This is a genomic window from Pseudomonas sp. GZD-222, from assembly GCF_049310525.1.
In the GTDB taxonomy this organism is placed as follows: domain Bacteria; phylum Pseudomonadota; class Gammaproteobacteria; order Pseudomonadales; family Pseudomonadaceae; genus Aquipseudomonas.
Window position 1 is genome coordinate 1 of record NZ_JBMOWO010000115.1, and the last position, 14,679, is coordinate 14,679.

16 protein-coding genes are annotated in these 14,679 nt (G+C 61.1%); 4 read left to right on the forward strand and 12 right to left on the reverse strand.

Annotated elements, in window-relative coordinates; translation table 11 throughout:
* Window positions 1-75: 75 nt before the first annotated feature.
* Window positions 76-552: a DUF4399 domain-containing protein gene (locus ACO6VD_RS21805; protein WP_422422044.1), complete on the reverse strand. Its 477-nt coding sequence runs from the start codon at window positions 550-552 to the stop codon at window positions 76-78.
* A 237-nt stretch (window positions 553-789) separates the two neighbouring features.
* On the opposite strand from ACO6VD_RS21805, the gene ACO6VD_RS21810 reads away from it, so the two are divergent.
* A complete protein-coding gene (locus ACO6VD_RS21810) occupies window positions 790-1,560 on the forward strand; it encodes a transporter substrate-binding domain-containing protein (RefSeq protein ID WP_422422046.1) in 771 nt (256 codons plus the stop codon).
* Window positions 1,561-1,623: 63 nt separating this feature from the next.
* Here ACO6VD_RS21810 and ACO6VD_RS21815 read toward each other — a convergent pair whose 3' ends face one another.
* Window positions 1,624-2,127 carry a DUF523 domain-containing protein gene (locus tag ACO6VD_RS21815; RefSeq protein WP_422422048.1) on the reverse strand — a complete coding sequence of 168 codons (504 nt, stop codon included), beginning with the start codon at window positions 2,125-2,127 and terminating at the stop codon, window positions 1,624-1,626.
* The gene (locus tag ACO6VD_RS21820) at window positions 2,108-2,740 is read right to left on the reverse strand and encodes a 2OG-Fe(II) oxygenase (RefSeq protein WP_422422050.1); all 633 of its coding nucleotides are present in this window, start codon (window positions 2,738-2,740) and stop codon (window positions 2,108-2,110) included. Before ACO6VD_RS21820 ends, ACO6VD_RS21815 begins: the two co-directional genes overlap by 20 nt.
* A 113-nt stretch (window positions 2,741-2,853) precedes the next feature.
* Here ACO6VD_RS21820 and ACO6VD_RS21825 point away from each other — a divergent pair, with 113 nt between their 5' ends.
* Entirely contained in the window at window positions 2,854-3,603 is a 750-nt protein-coding gene (locus ACO6VD_RS21825; protein WP_422422052.1) for a hypothetical protein, read from the forward strand.
* Here ACO6VD_RS21825 and ACO6VD_RS21830 read toward each other — a convergent pair whose 3' ends face one another.
* A complete protein-coding gene (locus tag ACO6VD_RS21830) occupies window positions 3,604-4,545 on the reverse strand; it encodes an alpha/beta hydrolase (protein ID WP_422422054.1) in 942 nt (313 codons plus the stop codon). It lies immediately after the preceding gene.
* Between the two features lie 99 nt (window positions 4,546-4,644).
* Between ACO6VD_RS21830 and ACO6VD_RS21835 the strand changes: the two genes are divergently transcribed.
* Window positions 4,645-5,214, forward strand: coding sequence for a DUF6436 domain-containing protein (locus ACO6VD_RS21835; protein ID WP_422422056.1), 570 nt, complete (start codon window positions 4,645-4,647; stop codon window positions 5,212-5,214).
* Here the strand turns inward: ACO6VD_RS21835 and ACO6VD_RS21840 are convergent.
* On the reverse strand, window positions 5,211-5,759 hold the full coding sequence (locus tag ACO6VD_RS21840) for a sugar O-acetyltransferase (protein WP_400174245.1): 549 nt from the start codon (window positions 5,757-5,759) through the stop codon (window positions 5,211-5,213). The genes ACO6VD_RS21835 and ACO6VD_RS21840 overlap by 4 nt on opposite strands.
* An 84-nt stretch (window positions 5,760-5,843) precedes the next feature.
* Here ACO6VD_RS21840 and ACO6VD_RS21845 point away from each other — a divergent pair, with 84 nt between their 5' ends.
* Window positions 5,844-8,213, forward strand: a complete 2,370-nt coding sequence (locus ACO6VD_RS21845) for a penicillin acylase family protein (RefSeq protein WP_422422058.1) — start codon at window positions 5,844-5,846, stop codon at window positions 8,211-8,213.
* A gap of 148 nt (window positions 8,214-8,361) precedes the next feature.
* Here ACO6VD_RS21845 and ACO6VD_RS21850 read toward each other — a convergent pair whose 3' ends face one another.
* From ACO6VD_RS21850 to ACO6VD_RS21880, 7 genes are all read right to left on the reverse strand, one after another.
* Window positions 8,362-9,240, reverse strand: coding sequence for a transporter substrate-binding domain-containing protein (locus ACO6VD_RS21850; protein ID WP_400174254.1), 879 nt, complete (start codon window positions 9,238-9,240; stop codon window positions 8,362-8,364).
* Window positions 9,237-10,010, reverse strand: a complete 774-nt coding sequence (locus tag ACO6VD_RS21855; protein WP_422422060.1) for an amino acid ABC transporter ATP-binding protein — start codon at window positions 10,008-10,010, stop codon at window positions 9,237-9,239. The genes ACO6VD_RS21850 and ACO6VD_RS21855 overlap by 4 nt, the downstream gene beginning before the upstream one ends.
* Window positions 10,007-10,666, reverse strand: coding sequence for an amino acid ABC transporter permease (locus ACO6VD_RS21860; protein ID WP_422422061.1), 660 nt, complete (start codon window positions 10,664-10,666; stop codon window positions 10,007-10,009). Before ACO6VD_RS21860 ends, ACO6VD_RS21855 begins: the two co-directional genes overlap by 4 nt.
* The gene (locus ACO6VD_RS21865; RefSeq protein ID WP_422422063.1) at window positions 10,647-11,288 is read right to left on the reverse strand and encodes an amino acid ABC transporter permease; all 642 of its coding nucleotides are present in this window, start codon (window positions 11,286-11,288) and stop codon (window positions 10,647-10,649) included. Before ACO6VD_RS21865 ends, ACO6VD_RS21860 begins: the two co-directional genes overlap by 20 nt.
* A 272-nt stretch (window positions 11,289-11,560) precedes the next feature.
* Window positions 11,561-12,346 (reverse strand): MetQ/NlpA family ABC transporter substrate-binding protein, encoded by a 786-nt coding sequence (locus ACO6VD_RS21870; RefSeq protein WP_422422065.1) that lies wholly within the window; start codon window positions 12,344-12,346, stop codon window positions 11,561-11,563.
* Window positions 12,347-12,518: 172 nt separating this feature from the next.
* Entirely contained in the window at window positions 12,519-13,460 is a 942-nt protein-coding gene (locus ACO6VD_RS21875) for a sigma 54-interacting transcriptional regulator (protein WP_422422067.1), read from the reverse strand.
* A gap of 65 nt (window positions 13,461-13,525) precedes the next feature.
* A complete protein-coding gene (locus tag ACO6VD_RS21880) occupies window positions 13,526-14,107 on the reverse strand; it encodes an alpha/beta hydrolase (RefSeq protein ID WP_422422068.1) in 582 nt (193 codons plus the stop codon).
* Between the last annotated feature and the right edge of the window lie 572 nt (window positions 14,108-14,679).

The following is a 14,679-nucleotide window of genomic DNA, read 5'->3' on the forward strand; positions in this document are numbered from 1 at the left end:
ATCGCGGGGCAAGCCCGCTCCCACAGGTTAATAAATACCTGTGGGAGCGGGCTTGCCCCGCGATGCTTTCAACCCTTACTTGACCGTAACGGTGATCTTCTTCGATTCAACGCTTGGCTTGAACGGCACGTGGAACTTGTCACCCAGCACCAGTTGCAGGGTGTGTTTGCCTGGGGTCAGGGTCAGTTCGACTTCGGTCTGCGCTTTGCCGAAGTGCAGAACTTGCGGACCGGCAGGCAGTGGCGCCTTGTTTTCCGGGAGCAGGCTGGTAGGCAGTACCGTGTCGGCGGCCGGCTCTTTGTCAACGTCTACCAGCAAGTGGTGATGGCCGCTGTGCGGGGTCTGATCGCCCGCAGGCTTGAGCTCCATGCCCTCGATGCCGAATTTGACCGTGAAGGTCTTGTCGACCGTCGCGCCATCAGCCGGGGAAACGATGAAGACCTTGGCGTCTTTCGGCGGCTCCTGGCTCTTCAGGCCTTCGGCGGCAGCGGCGAACGCCGAGACCCCCATCAACAGACCGGCGACGGCTGCACGCGAAACTAGGCTTTTCATTCACTTCTCCTGTGATTCTTTTCTTCAGTAACCTTTCAACCATACCGGTAAAACGAAAGGCAATGGCTTGTAACCATAGATCAATTGAATCAGAACATATCCGAAATTTCGCACAGAAAATATTTCCACCTGTGGCTAACATCCTACAATCGATGCTGTCCTAAGTTGCGCTCGACCGTGGCATCATCACAAAGCCGCGGCGATCTTTCTCACTGCCAATGAATCCAAGGGACCTCGATGCGTTTGACCATAGGGATACTAGTTGCCACTTTGCTCAGCCCGTGGGCACATGCCGAACTGATCGATGATATGAACGACCGGGGCGAGTTGCGCATCGCTGTCGAAGCCAACATGCCACCGTTCAACTTCAAAGATGAAGGCAAGCTGACGGGCTTTGAAGTCGAACTCGGCCAGGCCCTGGCCAACGAACTGGATGTACGTGCCGAGTTCGTCGTGACCACTCGCGACGATTTGCTGCCGGGCGTGGAAAGTGGCAAGTACGACATTGCCCTCAACCAGGTCGCCGCTACGCCCGAGCTCAAGGAGCGCCTGGACTTTAGTGAGCCCTACAGTTATTCCAGTGCCCAGTTGATTGTACGCAAGGAAGAGAAACGCCCGCTGGCCAGCCTCGAAGCCCTCAAGGGCCACAGCCTCGGTGTGGTCCAAGGCAGCCAGTTCGCCGAGCAGGCGCGAAGCGTCGAAGGGGTCGATCTGCGCAGCTATCCAGATGCCACCCAGCCAATCAAGGACGTTGCCAATGACCAGATTGACGCGGCCATCAGCGACCGCCTGCTGGTGCCCTATGCCATTCGCGACAGCCAGCAGCCGGTAACCGAAGGCGCCACTGTCGGGCCGATCCTGAGCCTGGCGATTCCGTTCCAGAAAGGTAACCCGGCATTCCACAGCGCAGTGGATAACGCCCTGCAGCGCATCAAGGCTGACGGTCGGCTGAAAGCACTGTCAGAGAAATGGTTTGGAATGGATGCCAGCAAGCCGCCGAAGGAGTAAAAGCATCGCGGGGCAAGCCCGCCCCCACCGGTCCTGTGGGAGCGGGCTTGCCCCACGATGGAGTTAAAGCTGTCTCAACGCCTGCTCCGCCGCTTCAAGCTCCAACTCACTGAACACCTGCACCCCTTCCCGTCGCAGCAAGGCGGTGGTCACCCCTTCGCCGGTGACTTTGCTGCCACTGAAGGTACCGTCATAAACAAGCACGTTGCCGCACGAAGGGCTGCCCGACTTGAGCACCGCGATACGGATGCCATGACGCCGCACCAGCTCCAGCGCCAGCTGCGCACCGGCCAGAAACTGCGCACTGACATCCTCTCCTGCAACCGTAACCACCTGCGCCTCGCCATCCAGCACGGCACTGCCCTGACCGCCGGGGATCTCGGCAGGTGGTCGTGGCGTCGGTAGTCCGCCCGCTACCTCGGGACACAAAGGCACGATGCGGCCTTCGCGCTGCCAGCGTTGCAATAAATCAGGGTGACCGCTGGCGCGCCCGTCATAGCGCACCGGCTGTCCCAGCAGACAGGCGCTGACCAGCACTTTGTGCGGCTTAGAACGGCTCGTTGCCACGACGGCGGAACCAGCCAGTGACCGACAGACGCTCGCGCCGGGCCGGCAGCACTTCATGGGGAATATCACCGGAAAGGAACACCACCAGGCAGCCACCAACCGGCTGCACATCGTGCTCCACGCCGTCCTTCAGGCTCATGCGCAACTGCCCGCCGTCTTCGGGCAACCAATCCGGGTTGAGGTAGATGACCGCCGAAACCGTGCGCCGGTCATCATCGCGGAAACGGTCCAGATGCTTGCGATAGAACGCCCCTGGTGGGTACAGGGCAAAATGACATTCGAAGTCTTCGAGCCCCAGGAACAAGCCGCGGTTGAGCGCTTCGCGCAGGCTGTCCATCAGCTCCAGGTATTGGTCGCAGCATTCGGCCTGGCCGGGCTCCAGCCACTGGATATGGTCGCCGCGAATACCCTCGCGCACTTCCTGGGTCGCTCCCCGTCCTACCGCTGCAGGCGCCAGCTCGCCCTCTGCGGCGCGGGTACGACACTCAGCCGCGAGCGCCAGGGTCAGAGACGCTGGAAGAAAGATGTCCTGCTGCGACCAGCCACGGGTGGCCAGGTCGTCGACAATGCGCAACAGCAGCGGGTGATCAGAAGATAGGGGCATGGCGCGCATAGTATCCATCTGCTGCGAAAACCGACAGCGCCACTTGGCCGAGAGTATGCAATGGCTTCTCGACAAAGCCCGGCCAGGCCAAGACAATAGCGCCCTGCCGACAGGAGTCCTGAATGCGCCGTTTGTTTTTTTTGTTAATGATGATTAGCACCACGCCTGTCTGGGCAGACAGTCTCGACCAACTCTACAAGGTCGCTGGCTGGCCTGAGCAGCGTGCCCACTTTACCGATGCCCTCGATGCCGCCCAGCAGCGCTATCGCAATAGCCTGCCGCCCGCTGTTTACCAAGCGCTGGTCAACAACAGCAACCAGCGCTTTCAGGCCCAGGCCGTGGACAAGCGCGCGCAGGCACAGTTGCGCGCTCACCTGAACAACCCGAATCCTGCGCTGGCATTTTTCCAGTCTGCGCTGGGACGCAAGATCGTTGCCGCCGAGTTGCTGGCCACCCGCCGTGACCAGTTGGCCAAGAACGCCAAGGGCTTGCCCAAGATCGAAGCCAGCGACAACCGACTGCTGATCATCGGCCACCTGGCCCAGGCCCTGCCCGCCCGCGAAGCCGGTGCCGAAGTCAGCCTGGCCATCGCCGGAGTAGCTGCCGACAGCCTCAGCCAGATGATCCCCGGCCTGCTCGGTGGTGGTCAGGCCCAGAGCCTGCTTGACGGTCAACGCCAGCGCCTGATGCAGCAGATCGGCAGCGAACTGAACAATACCCTGCTGTATGTCTATCGCGACCTGTCTGATGCAGAGCTGGATGAGTTCGCCACCTTTGCCGAATCGGCAGAGGGTAAGGCGTACTACAAGGCCGCCCTGGCCGCCATCCGCGCTGGCCTGGCAGTTGGGCAGAACACTTCGGACCTGAAGTGATCAGCCCAGGCGCTGGTCGATGAAGTCGAAGTAGCGCTGACGGATCGCCGGCAGCTCATTGGCCAGATGGTGACGCGCCTCGGGAATCAGCAGAATCTCGGGCGCGGCGAACTTCTCCCGCAACACCCGAAGGTTGTGTGGCCAGTCCACGGTCATGTCGGACTCTCCCTGGATAATCAACGGCCGCCGCGTACTGACCGGCGCCGCCTCGATGCGTTTGACCCAGTCCACCAGCGCCCCGACCCAGGCGGTCGGCAGACGCCGCGGCTGCAACGGGTCGGCCTGCAGAAATGGCAGGAAAGTTGGATCATTGCTGTTGGCACTGAAGCGTCGCTCGATGCCTTTTACGAACGGTCGCAACAGGTGATAGCTGAGTTTCGACCAGCGCCACGCACGTGGCCGCACCAAGGGCGCCAGCAGGATCACCTCGCCCTGGGCCGGGCTTTGCACGCCCTCGTGGAGCACATGATCAATGACAATCGCCCCGCCGGTACTCTGCCCGCATAGATGCCAAGGCTGCGGCAGTTCCAGGGCTCGCCCCTGCTCGAAGAGAGCCTGCAGCACCTGTTGGTAGGCGCCAAAGTCGTCGATGCTGGCCCGTTCACCACTGGACAGGCCGTGCCCCGGCAAGTCGCAGGCGATCACCGCGTAATTCTGGTCCAGCGCCCAGTCGACCACATGCCGGTACAGGCCCATGTGATCGTAGAACCCATGCAACAACACCAGCGTCGCCACCGGTGCGGCAGGTAGCCAGACTTGCCCGACCAGCTCGAAACCCGCCGCCTCGAAGCGCCCCAGCCAGCGCTGCGGCGAGTCCTTGCGCGCCGGTAGATCAAGCCCGTAGTAGCGCTGGTAGGCCTGGGCCTGGGTCGACAACGGCTGGCGCGCCGTCAGCAAAGACAAGCTGGCGCGTAACGAGTCGGGTTGAAATGACGCAGGCATAGAGAACTTCCAGACAGCAAATACGGGATATTGACCTGTGATATTCAGCTGTCGCCACCGGCATGGCAAGCTAGGCGACTTTTTTCGGATTTTGCCCTCATGCTCGCGTCCCCCACCCGAACCCTGCTCGGCCTGCTGACCGCCGCCCTTTGCGCCGCAGGTTTGTGGTGGGCCTACGACAGTTTCCAGAGTCGCTATCTGCGCACCTTCGACAACCAGACTGCCCTGTTCTCGGGTGATCGCCTGCAATTGCCAGAGGCAATCGCCGGTCCCGGAGCAATCCGCCTGGTGCACTTCTGGGACCCGGCCTGCCCGTGCAACGTCGGCAATCAGCAGCACCTGGCGGAACTGATCGAGCATTTCGCGCCCCAGGGCGTGGAGTTCTACGTGGTGCAAAAGCCCGGCAGCCGTGGACAGTTGCCAAACACCCTCAGCGCACTCAAACCACTGGCGCAACTGCCCGGTGCCGAACACTTGCCGGCCAGCCCAGGCGTGGCGATCTGGGACCGCCAGGGCAAGCTGGCCTACTTCGGCCCCTACAGCGAAGGGGCGACGTGTAACTCGAGCAACAGCTTCATCGAGCCGATCCTGCTGGCCTTGAGCCAAGGCCGGACAGTCAGCGCGACCCACACGATGGCGATGGGTTGCTACTGCCCCTGGACGCCCTAGCGCAAGCGCGCCGGATTGCCCACCACCGTCGCCCGGGCCGGCACATCGCGGGTCACCACGCTGCCGGCGCCGATCACGGCGTTATCGCCCACCGTTACCCCGGGCAGGATGATCGCCCCGCCGCCAATCCAGACGTTGTTGCCGATCTTCACCGGCCGGCCACTTTCCAGGCCACTGCGACGTACCTTCGGGTCCAGCGGGTGGTCGGCGGCATAGATCTGCACCGCCGGGCCGATCTGGCAATCGTCACCGATACTGACCGGGCAGACATCGAGGATCACGCAGTTGAAGTTCATGAACACGTTGCTGCCAACACTGATGTTGTAGCCGTAGTCGCAATAGAACGGCGGACGAATCACGGCGCCGTCGCCGACCACCTTGAAGTGCTCGACCAGCAATTTATGACGCTGTTCGTTGAGTAGTTCAGCGCTGTTGTTGTAGCGCTGCATCCAGTGCTTGTTGGCGATCTGCTCGGCCTGCAGTTCCGGGCAGCTGGCGTGATAGAGCTGGCCGCTGAGCATCTTCTGCTTTTCACTGAGATTCATCTTCACTCCTTTGGGGCTATTCTCTGTCCGAATTTACCTCGATGATCGGACCACAAAATCCGCTAAAAAGCACAAGGAGTCCTGATGAAGCGCAGCCTGACCTTCCTCGCTGTGGTCATTGCCGCAGCAGCTGGCGGCGGTTACTGGTACGTGCAGGGCAAGCTGCCGCAGCGCCAGGGCGAGGTGGCCCTGGCCAGCCTGCAGGCCCCGGTGAGCGTGCGCTATGACGAGCGCGGCGTACCGCATATCGAGGCCACCAACGAGACCGATCTGTACCGCGCGCTGGGTTATGTACACGCTCAGGACCGCCTGTTCCAGATGGAGATCATCCGCCGCCTGGCCCGCGGCGAACTGGCCGAAGTACTCGGCAGCAAGCTGGTGCCCACCGATACCCTGTTCCGCAGCCTGCGCATTCGTGAGCAGGCCGAGCGTTACGTCGAACACCAGGATAAACAGGCGCCGGCCTGGCTCGCACTGCAGGCCTACCTCGAGGGCGTAAACGCCTGGCAGGACAGCCATCCCAAGCCGATGGAATTCGATGTACTGGGCATCACCCCACGACCGTTCACCGCCCAGGACACCCTGAGCATTGCCGGCTACATGGCCTACAGCTTTGCCGCCGCCTTTCGCACCGAGCCGGTGTTGACCTATGTGCGCGACCAGCTGGGTAGTGAGTACCTCAAGGTCTTCGATCTCGACTGGAATCCTGAAGGGGCGTTGCACAGCAGCCCGCCGCTTGCCGACGCAGACTGGAAAAGCCTGGAGCACCTCGCCCAGGTCAGCCAGCACGCCCTGAGCGCAGCCGGCATTCCCCAGTACGAAGGCAGCAATGCCTGGGCCGTCTCCGGCAGCCGCACGCGCAGCGGCAAGCCCTTACTGGCTGGAGACCCGCATATCAGTTTTGCCGTGCCTGCGGTCTGGTACGAAGCCGAACTGTCGGCGCCCGGTTTCAACCTCTACGGCTATCACCAGGCGCTCAACCCCTTCGCGTCACTGGGGCACAACCGCGCATTCGGCTGGAGCCTGACCATGTTCCAGAACGACGATGTCGACCTGATCGCCGAGCAGGTCAATCCGGCCAACGCTAACCAGGTGCGCATCAACGGCCTGTGGCAAGACTTGAGCGTTACCCAGGAAACCATCGCGGTGAAGGGCGAGGAGCCGCTGACCATTACCCTGCGCCGCTCGCCGCACGGCCCGATCGTCAATGACGTGATCGGTGCCAACGCCGGGCCCACCCCGATCGCCATGTGGTGGGCTTTCCTGGAAACCGAGAACCCTATCCTTGAAGGCTTCTACCAGGTCAACCGCGCCGACACCCTGGACAAGATGCGCAGCGCCGCCGCGAAGATCCAGGCGCCCGGCCTCAACCTGGTGTGGGCCAATGCCAGCGGTGACATCGGCTGGTGGGCGGCGGCGCAGTTGCCGATTCGTCCGGACGGGGTCAACCCGTCGTTCATCCTCGACGGCAGCACTGCCCAGGCGGACAAACTCGGCTTCTACCCGTTCAGCGCCAACCCGCAGGCGGAAAACCCGGCCAGCGGCTACATCGTCTCGGCCAACTATCAGCCGCCTGCGGCCATGCCGATTCCGGGTTACTACAACCTTGCCGACCGCGGCCAACAGCTGAACCGTCACCTGGCCGATGCGCAGGTCAAATGGGATACGCAAAACAGCCAGGCGCTGCAGCTCGACACCGCCACCGACTATGGTTCGCGCACCCTCGCACCGCTATTGGGAGTCCTGCGCGAGGTGGCCTCAGGCGACCAGGAGAAGGAGCTGGTCGAACAGTTGGCGAGCTGGAACGGCGACTACCCGCTGGACTCGGTCAGTGCCACCCTGTTCAACCAGTTCCTCTACGACCTGGCGTACGCGGCCATGCATGACGAGCTCGGCGATGCCTGGTTCCAGACTCTGATCAGCACCCGGGTCATCGATGCGGCCATCCCGCGCCTGGCCGCAGATGCCGAGTCACCTTGGTGGGGGCTGCACGGCAGCAGCGAGCATGGTAGCCGTACCGACGCAGTCAAACGGGCCTGGCAGGCCAACCTTGCACACCTGCGCGAGACCTTGGGCGATGATCCTGCCAGCTGGCAATGGGGCAAGGCGCATACGCTGACCCACAACCATCCGCTGGGTCTGCAGAAGCCGCTGAACCTGCTGTTCAATGTCGGCGCCTTCGCAGCGCCTGGCAGTCATGAAGTGCCGAACAATCTGTCGGCGAAGATCGGTCCGGCGCCCTGGCCGGTTACCTATGGTCCTTCGACCCGGCGCCTGATCGACTTCGCCGATGCGGGGCAAGCCCTGACCATCAACCCGGTCGGGCAAAGTGGCGTGCTGTTCGACCGGCACTATGCCGACCAGGCCAAGGACTACATTGATGGGCAGTATCACAAGGCGCAGATGGGGGTGATTCCGGCGCAGAGTACGTTGAAGTTGGTGCCAGGGAAGTAAGCCCTATCGGGGGGGGGGGGGAGGGGGAGGGGGAGGGGCGGGGGGGGTAGTGCCGCGGGTGCCCCGTGGTGAAGTTTCCCCATCGCGGGGCAAGCCCGCCCCCACCGGTCCTGTGGGAGCGGGCTTGCCCCGCGATGAGTTCAATAGATCAACCCTGCCACTTGCCGCCTTCGACAATCACGCTCTCAGGCTTGGTGTCGTCGCTCAGTTCTTTGCGCACATACTGGTCGTACAGTTTGAGCAGGTACTTCTGCTCACCCAGACGCGCCAGTTCGGCGTTGACCCAGTCACGCAGCTCGATATTGCCTTTCTTCACCGCTGGCGCAATCGGTGCCTCTTCACCCAGTTTCTCTTCCAGCACGCGATAGCCCGGATTCTGCTTCGACCAGCTGAACAGGATCAGGTTGTCCTGGGCATAGGCATCGCCACGGCCATTGGCCAACGCTTGCAGCGATTCGGAGTTCTTCTCGAATTTGAGCAGTTTCCAGTCCGGGTGGTTCTTGGTCAGCCAGATATCGGCGGTAGTGCCGGTGGTGACGATGGTGGTCTTGCCGGCCAGGTCATCCAGATGCTTCACCTCGCTGCCTTCCGGCACCAGGGCCTGTACTGCAACGCGCAGGTTGGGGTTGGTGAACTCCACCGCTTCCTTGCGCTCCGGGGTTACGGTCATGTTGGCGAGAATCAGGTCAACTTTGTCGCTTTGCAGGAACGGAATCCGGCTGGCCGGCTCAACTGCCACGAACTCGATCTTGTTCTCGTCACCGAGCAACGACTTGGCCAGCTGACGGCCGATGTCGGTGTCGAAACCGACATAGCGGCCGCTCTCGTCGACGAAGCCAAACGGTGGTTTGTCGGTGAACACGCCGACAATCAGTTTGTCGCGGGCCTTGATGGTTTCCAGATAGCTGGTGGCCGGAGCTGCACCGCTGGCAGCAGGCTTGGCCGGTTCTTCAGCCTTGTTGCAGCCGGCCAACAGGGCCAGGCTGAACAGGGACAACAGCAGTTTCGATGTCTTGGCAGTTTTCATGACAATTCCTTTGCGGGCGTTTTGGGCAGGCTTTCTACAAAGGAGAATTTCTCCAGAAACTGCTGCGCGCGTGCGGTCTGCGGGTTCGTAAAGAAGCTCTCGGGGTCGCGCTGTTCAAGGATCCTGCCGGCCTCCATGAACACGATGCGGTCGGCCACCGCTCGAGCGAAGGCCATTTCATGGGTCACGATCAGCAGGGTCATGCCGTCACGGGCCAGGCCCTGGATCACCTCCAGCACCTCCTTGACCATCTCCGGGTCGAGGGCTGCGGTGACCTCGTCGAACAGCATCACTTCGGGGTTCATGCACAACGAGCGAACAATCGCGATGCGCTGTTGCTGGCCGCCGGAGAGCTGACGTGGATAAGCATCACGTTTGTCCAGCAATCCCACGCGGGCCAACAACGCTTCGGCCTGAGCCAGGGCTTGGTGACGCTCACGCTTCTGTACCTTGAGCGGGCCGAGCAACAGGTTGTCGATCACGCTCATGTGGCCGAACAGGTGATAGCTCTGGAACACCATGCCCACTCGCTGACGTACCTGGCGCCAGTCGGTGCGCGGGTCGAGCAGTTCGTCACCGGCCAGGCGCAAGTGACCACTGTGGGCGATTTCCAGGCCGTTCAGGCAACGCAGCAAGGTGCTCTTGCCGCAGCCGCTGGGGCCGAGGATCACCACCACTTCGCCGCTGCGCACCTGCAGGTCGATGTTGTTCAGCACCTGCTGGTCGCCGAAGTATTTGTTGAAGCCCTTGAACTCGATCAGTGCGCTCATGCGTGTGTCCAGCGGCGCTCAAGGGCGCGCGAAGCAGCCGAGAGCGGATAGCAGATGAAAAAGAAAAACAGGAACAGCGCGCCGTAGATCAGCACCGATTCGTAGGTGCGTTCGATGATCTGCTGGCCGACCTTGATGACATCGACCACTCCGATCAACACCGCCAGCGAGCTGGTCTTGATGATCCGTGTGTAGATGTTGATAGTCGGCGGCGTCATGCGCTTGAGTGCCTGTGGCAGCAACACATAGCCATACAGCTGCCAGGCAGACAGGCCAATCGACAAGCCAGCCTCGCGCTGGCCGCGGGGCAACGAACGCAAGGCGCCGCGTACCACCTCGCCCACCTCACTGGCGCCCCACAACGACAACACCAGTACTGCGCACCAGAAACTGGGAATGCTCAGGGCAAAAAAGATCGGCAGACCGAAGAACAGCAGGTACAACCAGACCAGCACCGGGATCGCCCGGAACAGTTCCAGATAGATCCGCAGGGCCACATTCAGGCTGCGCAGGTTCAGGCTTGCCAGCACCCCGTAGAGCACGCCGCCGAAGGTACTGAAGACGATCCCCAGCGCCGAAATCGCCAATGTCTGCGCGGCGCCCTTGCTCAGTTGCGGCAAGGACACCAGCAACAACTCAAGACCCGAACTGGCCATGTTGCAGCCTCCGTTCCAGGCGGCTGAGCAGCAGCGACAATGGCAGGAACAGCAATACGCAGATCAGCGTCAGCACCGCGAGCATCTCGTAGGTTTTGTAATACAGCGCGATGTAGCTCTTGGTGGTGTAGAGGATTTCCGGCACCGCCACCGCCGAGACCACGGTGGTTTCCTTGAGCAGGAAGACGAAGTTGGCGAACAGCGACGGCAGGATCACATAACGCAGCAGCTGGCCGTCGGACAGACCGATCGAGCGTCCCGACTCCAGCTGCGCCTGGGAAACCGCCTCGACACCGGCCCGCAGCACTTCGGTCAGGTAGGCGCCGCCGAGAAAGGTCATGGTGATGATCGCGGCGGCGAAGCCGGAAATCTTCAGGCCTAGAGTCGGCAAAGCGAAGTAGACGAAGAACAGCTGGATCAGCAGCGGCGTGTTGCGCGCCAGTTCCACGTAAAGTTGCACCAGGCGCTGCAGGTACGGCGTGCGGTAGACCAGGATGGCGGCGTTGATCAGTGCCACCAGCAAAGAGGTGGAAATGGCGATCAGGCCGACCTGCAGGGTAACGCCGACGGCTTTGAGGAACGCCGGTAGCGTGCTGAGGATGAAGGCGACATCGAAACTCATGAGAGGATCTCGGATCGGCCCGAGGGTAAACGGGCCGCTCTACACAGGGGTTGTCAGTGCGGGTGAGCACAATGACTAAGACTCTAAAGGTATAAAAATAATTATTTAAATACCTTTATTGCATATTGATATCACCCAAACAGCTAACCGAAATATTCAATGTGTAGAAACAACTGTGGGAGCGTGCTTGCCCCGCGATCGCGCTGTGTCAGGCACATTGCAATCGCGGGGCAAGCCCGCTCCCACCAGTTAGGGGGTGTAGCTGGGGTTACTTAGAACGCCGGCAGTACTGCGCCGCTGTATTTCTTCTCGATGAAGGTTTTCACTTCAGGGCTGGTCAGGGCCTTGGCCAGCTTCTGGATCGCATCGCTGTCCTTGTTGTCCGGGCGGGCAACCAGGAAGTTCACGTATGGCGAATCGGAGCCTTCAATTACCAGCGCGTCCTTGGCCGGGTTCAGACCCGCTTCCAGCGCGTAGTTGGTGTTGATCATGTCCAGGTCGACCTGGTCCAGAACACGCGGCAGCATGGCCGACTCAAGCTCGCGGAACTTCAGCTTCTTCGGGTTCTCGGCGATGTCTTTTGGCGTTGCCAGGGCGTTTTTCGGATCCTTCAGCGTGATCAGGCCAGCCTTCTGCAGCAGCAGCAGGGCACGGCCGCTGTTGCTGCCTTCGTTAGGAATGGCAACAATAGCGCCGTCTTTCAGCTCGCTCAGGCTTTTGACCTTCTTCGAGTAGCCACCGAACGGCTCGACGTGAACGCCGATGACGGTTTCCAGATGCGTGCCTTTACCTTCGTTGAAGTTCTTCAGGTACGGCAGGGTCTGGAAGTAGTTGGCATCCAGACGCTTCTGGTCAACTTGTACGTTTGGCTGCACATAGTCGGTGAACACCTTGATCTCAAGGTCCACACCTTCTTTGGCCAGGGTCGGTTTGATCAGCTCAAGGATTTCGGCGTGCGGTACAGGGGTGGCGGCAACCACCAGCTTCTCGCCTGCATGGGCGAATCCTGCAACCGACAGAGCGGCCGCCAGAGCGGTGAACAACAGAGCCTTTTTCATGCGCAGTCCTTATTCGAATACAGGGCCATCGGGCGACGGCAAAATTAGGTTGCCAGCACTTTGCTAGCTGGCTTGGAGCGGACAATACCGAGATTTTTTATGCCGGAACAATATCTTTTACTTCGCTGCTTATTCCATTTCAACATGGAACACGTACGCATCCTGAATTGACCTATCCGGCACCTTGTGTCAGACGCAACAAGGTCTGCTCAAGCAAGCTCTGCAAGGCGCTGCGCTCACCCGCTACAGCACGCTGGCATAACTGATCGAGCTGGCTGGCCAGAGCCTCCAGGGGTGTTGGCAGGTTCAGATGCCGGGGCAGGATTTCATCGCCGCTGCTGACCAGCAAGGCAAAGTGAATGACGTTTTCCAGCTCTCGCGTATTGCCCGGCCAGCTGTGCAGTTCCAGCACGCGCTGGGCCGCTTCGCTGATCAACGGCACCGGCAGGTTCAGCCGTGGGCTGTAGATGCCGACGAAGTACTCGGCCAACGGCAGGATATCGCCGACCCGCTCGCGCAAGGCCGGCAGCTCCAGCTGACCTTCGCGCAAATAGTGGTAGAGCCGTTGGTGGAACTTGCCGGCACTGACCGCCTCGCCCAGGTCGATACTCGACGCGGCGACCAGACGCACATCGACAGGGTTGGGTTGTTGGGCACCGACGCGGATGACTTCACGGTTTTCCAGGGCGGCGAGCAACTTGACCTGGATGGCCAACGGCAAGTCGGCGATTTCATCCAGGTACAGGGTGCCGCCATTGGCCGAACCGAACCAGCCGGCCCGGCTACTGGCCGCGCCACTGTGGGCACCGGCGGTGTAGCCGAACAGTTCGGCATCGGCATAGGTCGGGCTGATCGCCGCGCAGTTGACCGACACGAACAGGCCGCCACGATCACTGGCGCGATGAATCTGCCGCGCCAGCAGCTCCTTGCCGGTGCCGGTCTCACCGCGAATCAGCACCGGCAGCGCCAATGGCGCCAGCAGTTCAAGCTCCTCGCGCAACTGGCGTGAACGCGGATCGACGAACACCAGCGCCTTGGCGCGGATACTCAGCGGGCTCTTGTCCAGCTCAGGAAAGGTCAGCAGCGGCTGACCGAAGGTGTCGTGAATACTCATAGCAAACTCCCGCCCTCAGCACCTGGGGCCGGGCGTTGAATCTGAAAAAATGTCAGCGCCTGAGATCAGGCGCGGCGAAGGGCGTGCTGTTCCAGACGGCTCTGCAAGCGGTACAGGTAGGCGAAGCCCTGTTCCCAGCGGCGATGCCCGGACTTGACGTTGATATGCCCGGCCCCGGCAAGAAAACCCACCTCGGCGCCCCAGGCCCGCGCCAGTTGCATGGCCCGCGGGGCACTGATCGCCGGATCGTTGTCGGAGCTGACCACCTGGCTCGGGAACGGCAACAACTGCTGGGCAATGGGCGCAAAGTTGCGCAAGGCTGGCGAGCAGGTTGGCCGCTCGACATCGGCCGGCGCCACCAGCAATGCCCCGCGCACACGGCGCAGCAGGCTGACGCTGGCTTGCGCAGCCCAGTGGGCGACCGTGATGCAGCCCAGGCTGTGGGCAATCAGGATGACCGGCGATTCATCTGCGGCAATCGCCTGTTCCAATGCGGCGACCCAGTCCTTGCGCTGAGGTGTCAGCCAATCGAGCTGCTCGACCCGGGCGCTGTTGGGCAGCACCTGCTGCCAGTGACTCTGCCAATGATCCTCTGGCGATCCTTGCCAGCCCGGCACAATCAGGTAACGGATCGATGCGTTGCTCATGGGTACGCCTCCTGCTGGTTTGCGTGCTTGAGGCCAAGTATAGGGGGGTGGTTATATTCGTAAAGGAATAAGAAGCTATTTATTAATAACTAAAATCATGTTTTGTAGGAGCGGATTCATCCGCGATGGGGCGCGTAGCGGCCCCAAAGAAAGGCCTGCTGCGCAGTCCATCGCGGCGGTCCGGCGTCCCGGTGAATCCGCTTGTGTCTTGAGGTAGGAATAGAATCTGAGGTGAGAGCGGTGAATGGCAAGTTGCTAATCCGGGGTGCCTAGAGCACGTGTAGGAGCACAAACTGCCATTCACCGTTCCACTTTGGCGAGAGCCCGAACAGTTGGATGAGGGCCAAATCTCGAATCACAAGCGTGGGCCAAGCCAAAGTTCTCTCACTCGTTGAGTCTAAGAGGTTTTGGCCATGTCTTCCTCTGTCGGCATCGATGTTTCCAGCACTACGCTAGCGGTTCACATCCGTCCTGAGGGTGTGAATTTCAATGTTTCCAATGACTTGAGCGGCTTCAAGCAGTTGGTCGAAAAAATCAGTGAATATCCACTTTCCCAGGTTTTGCTTGAAGCC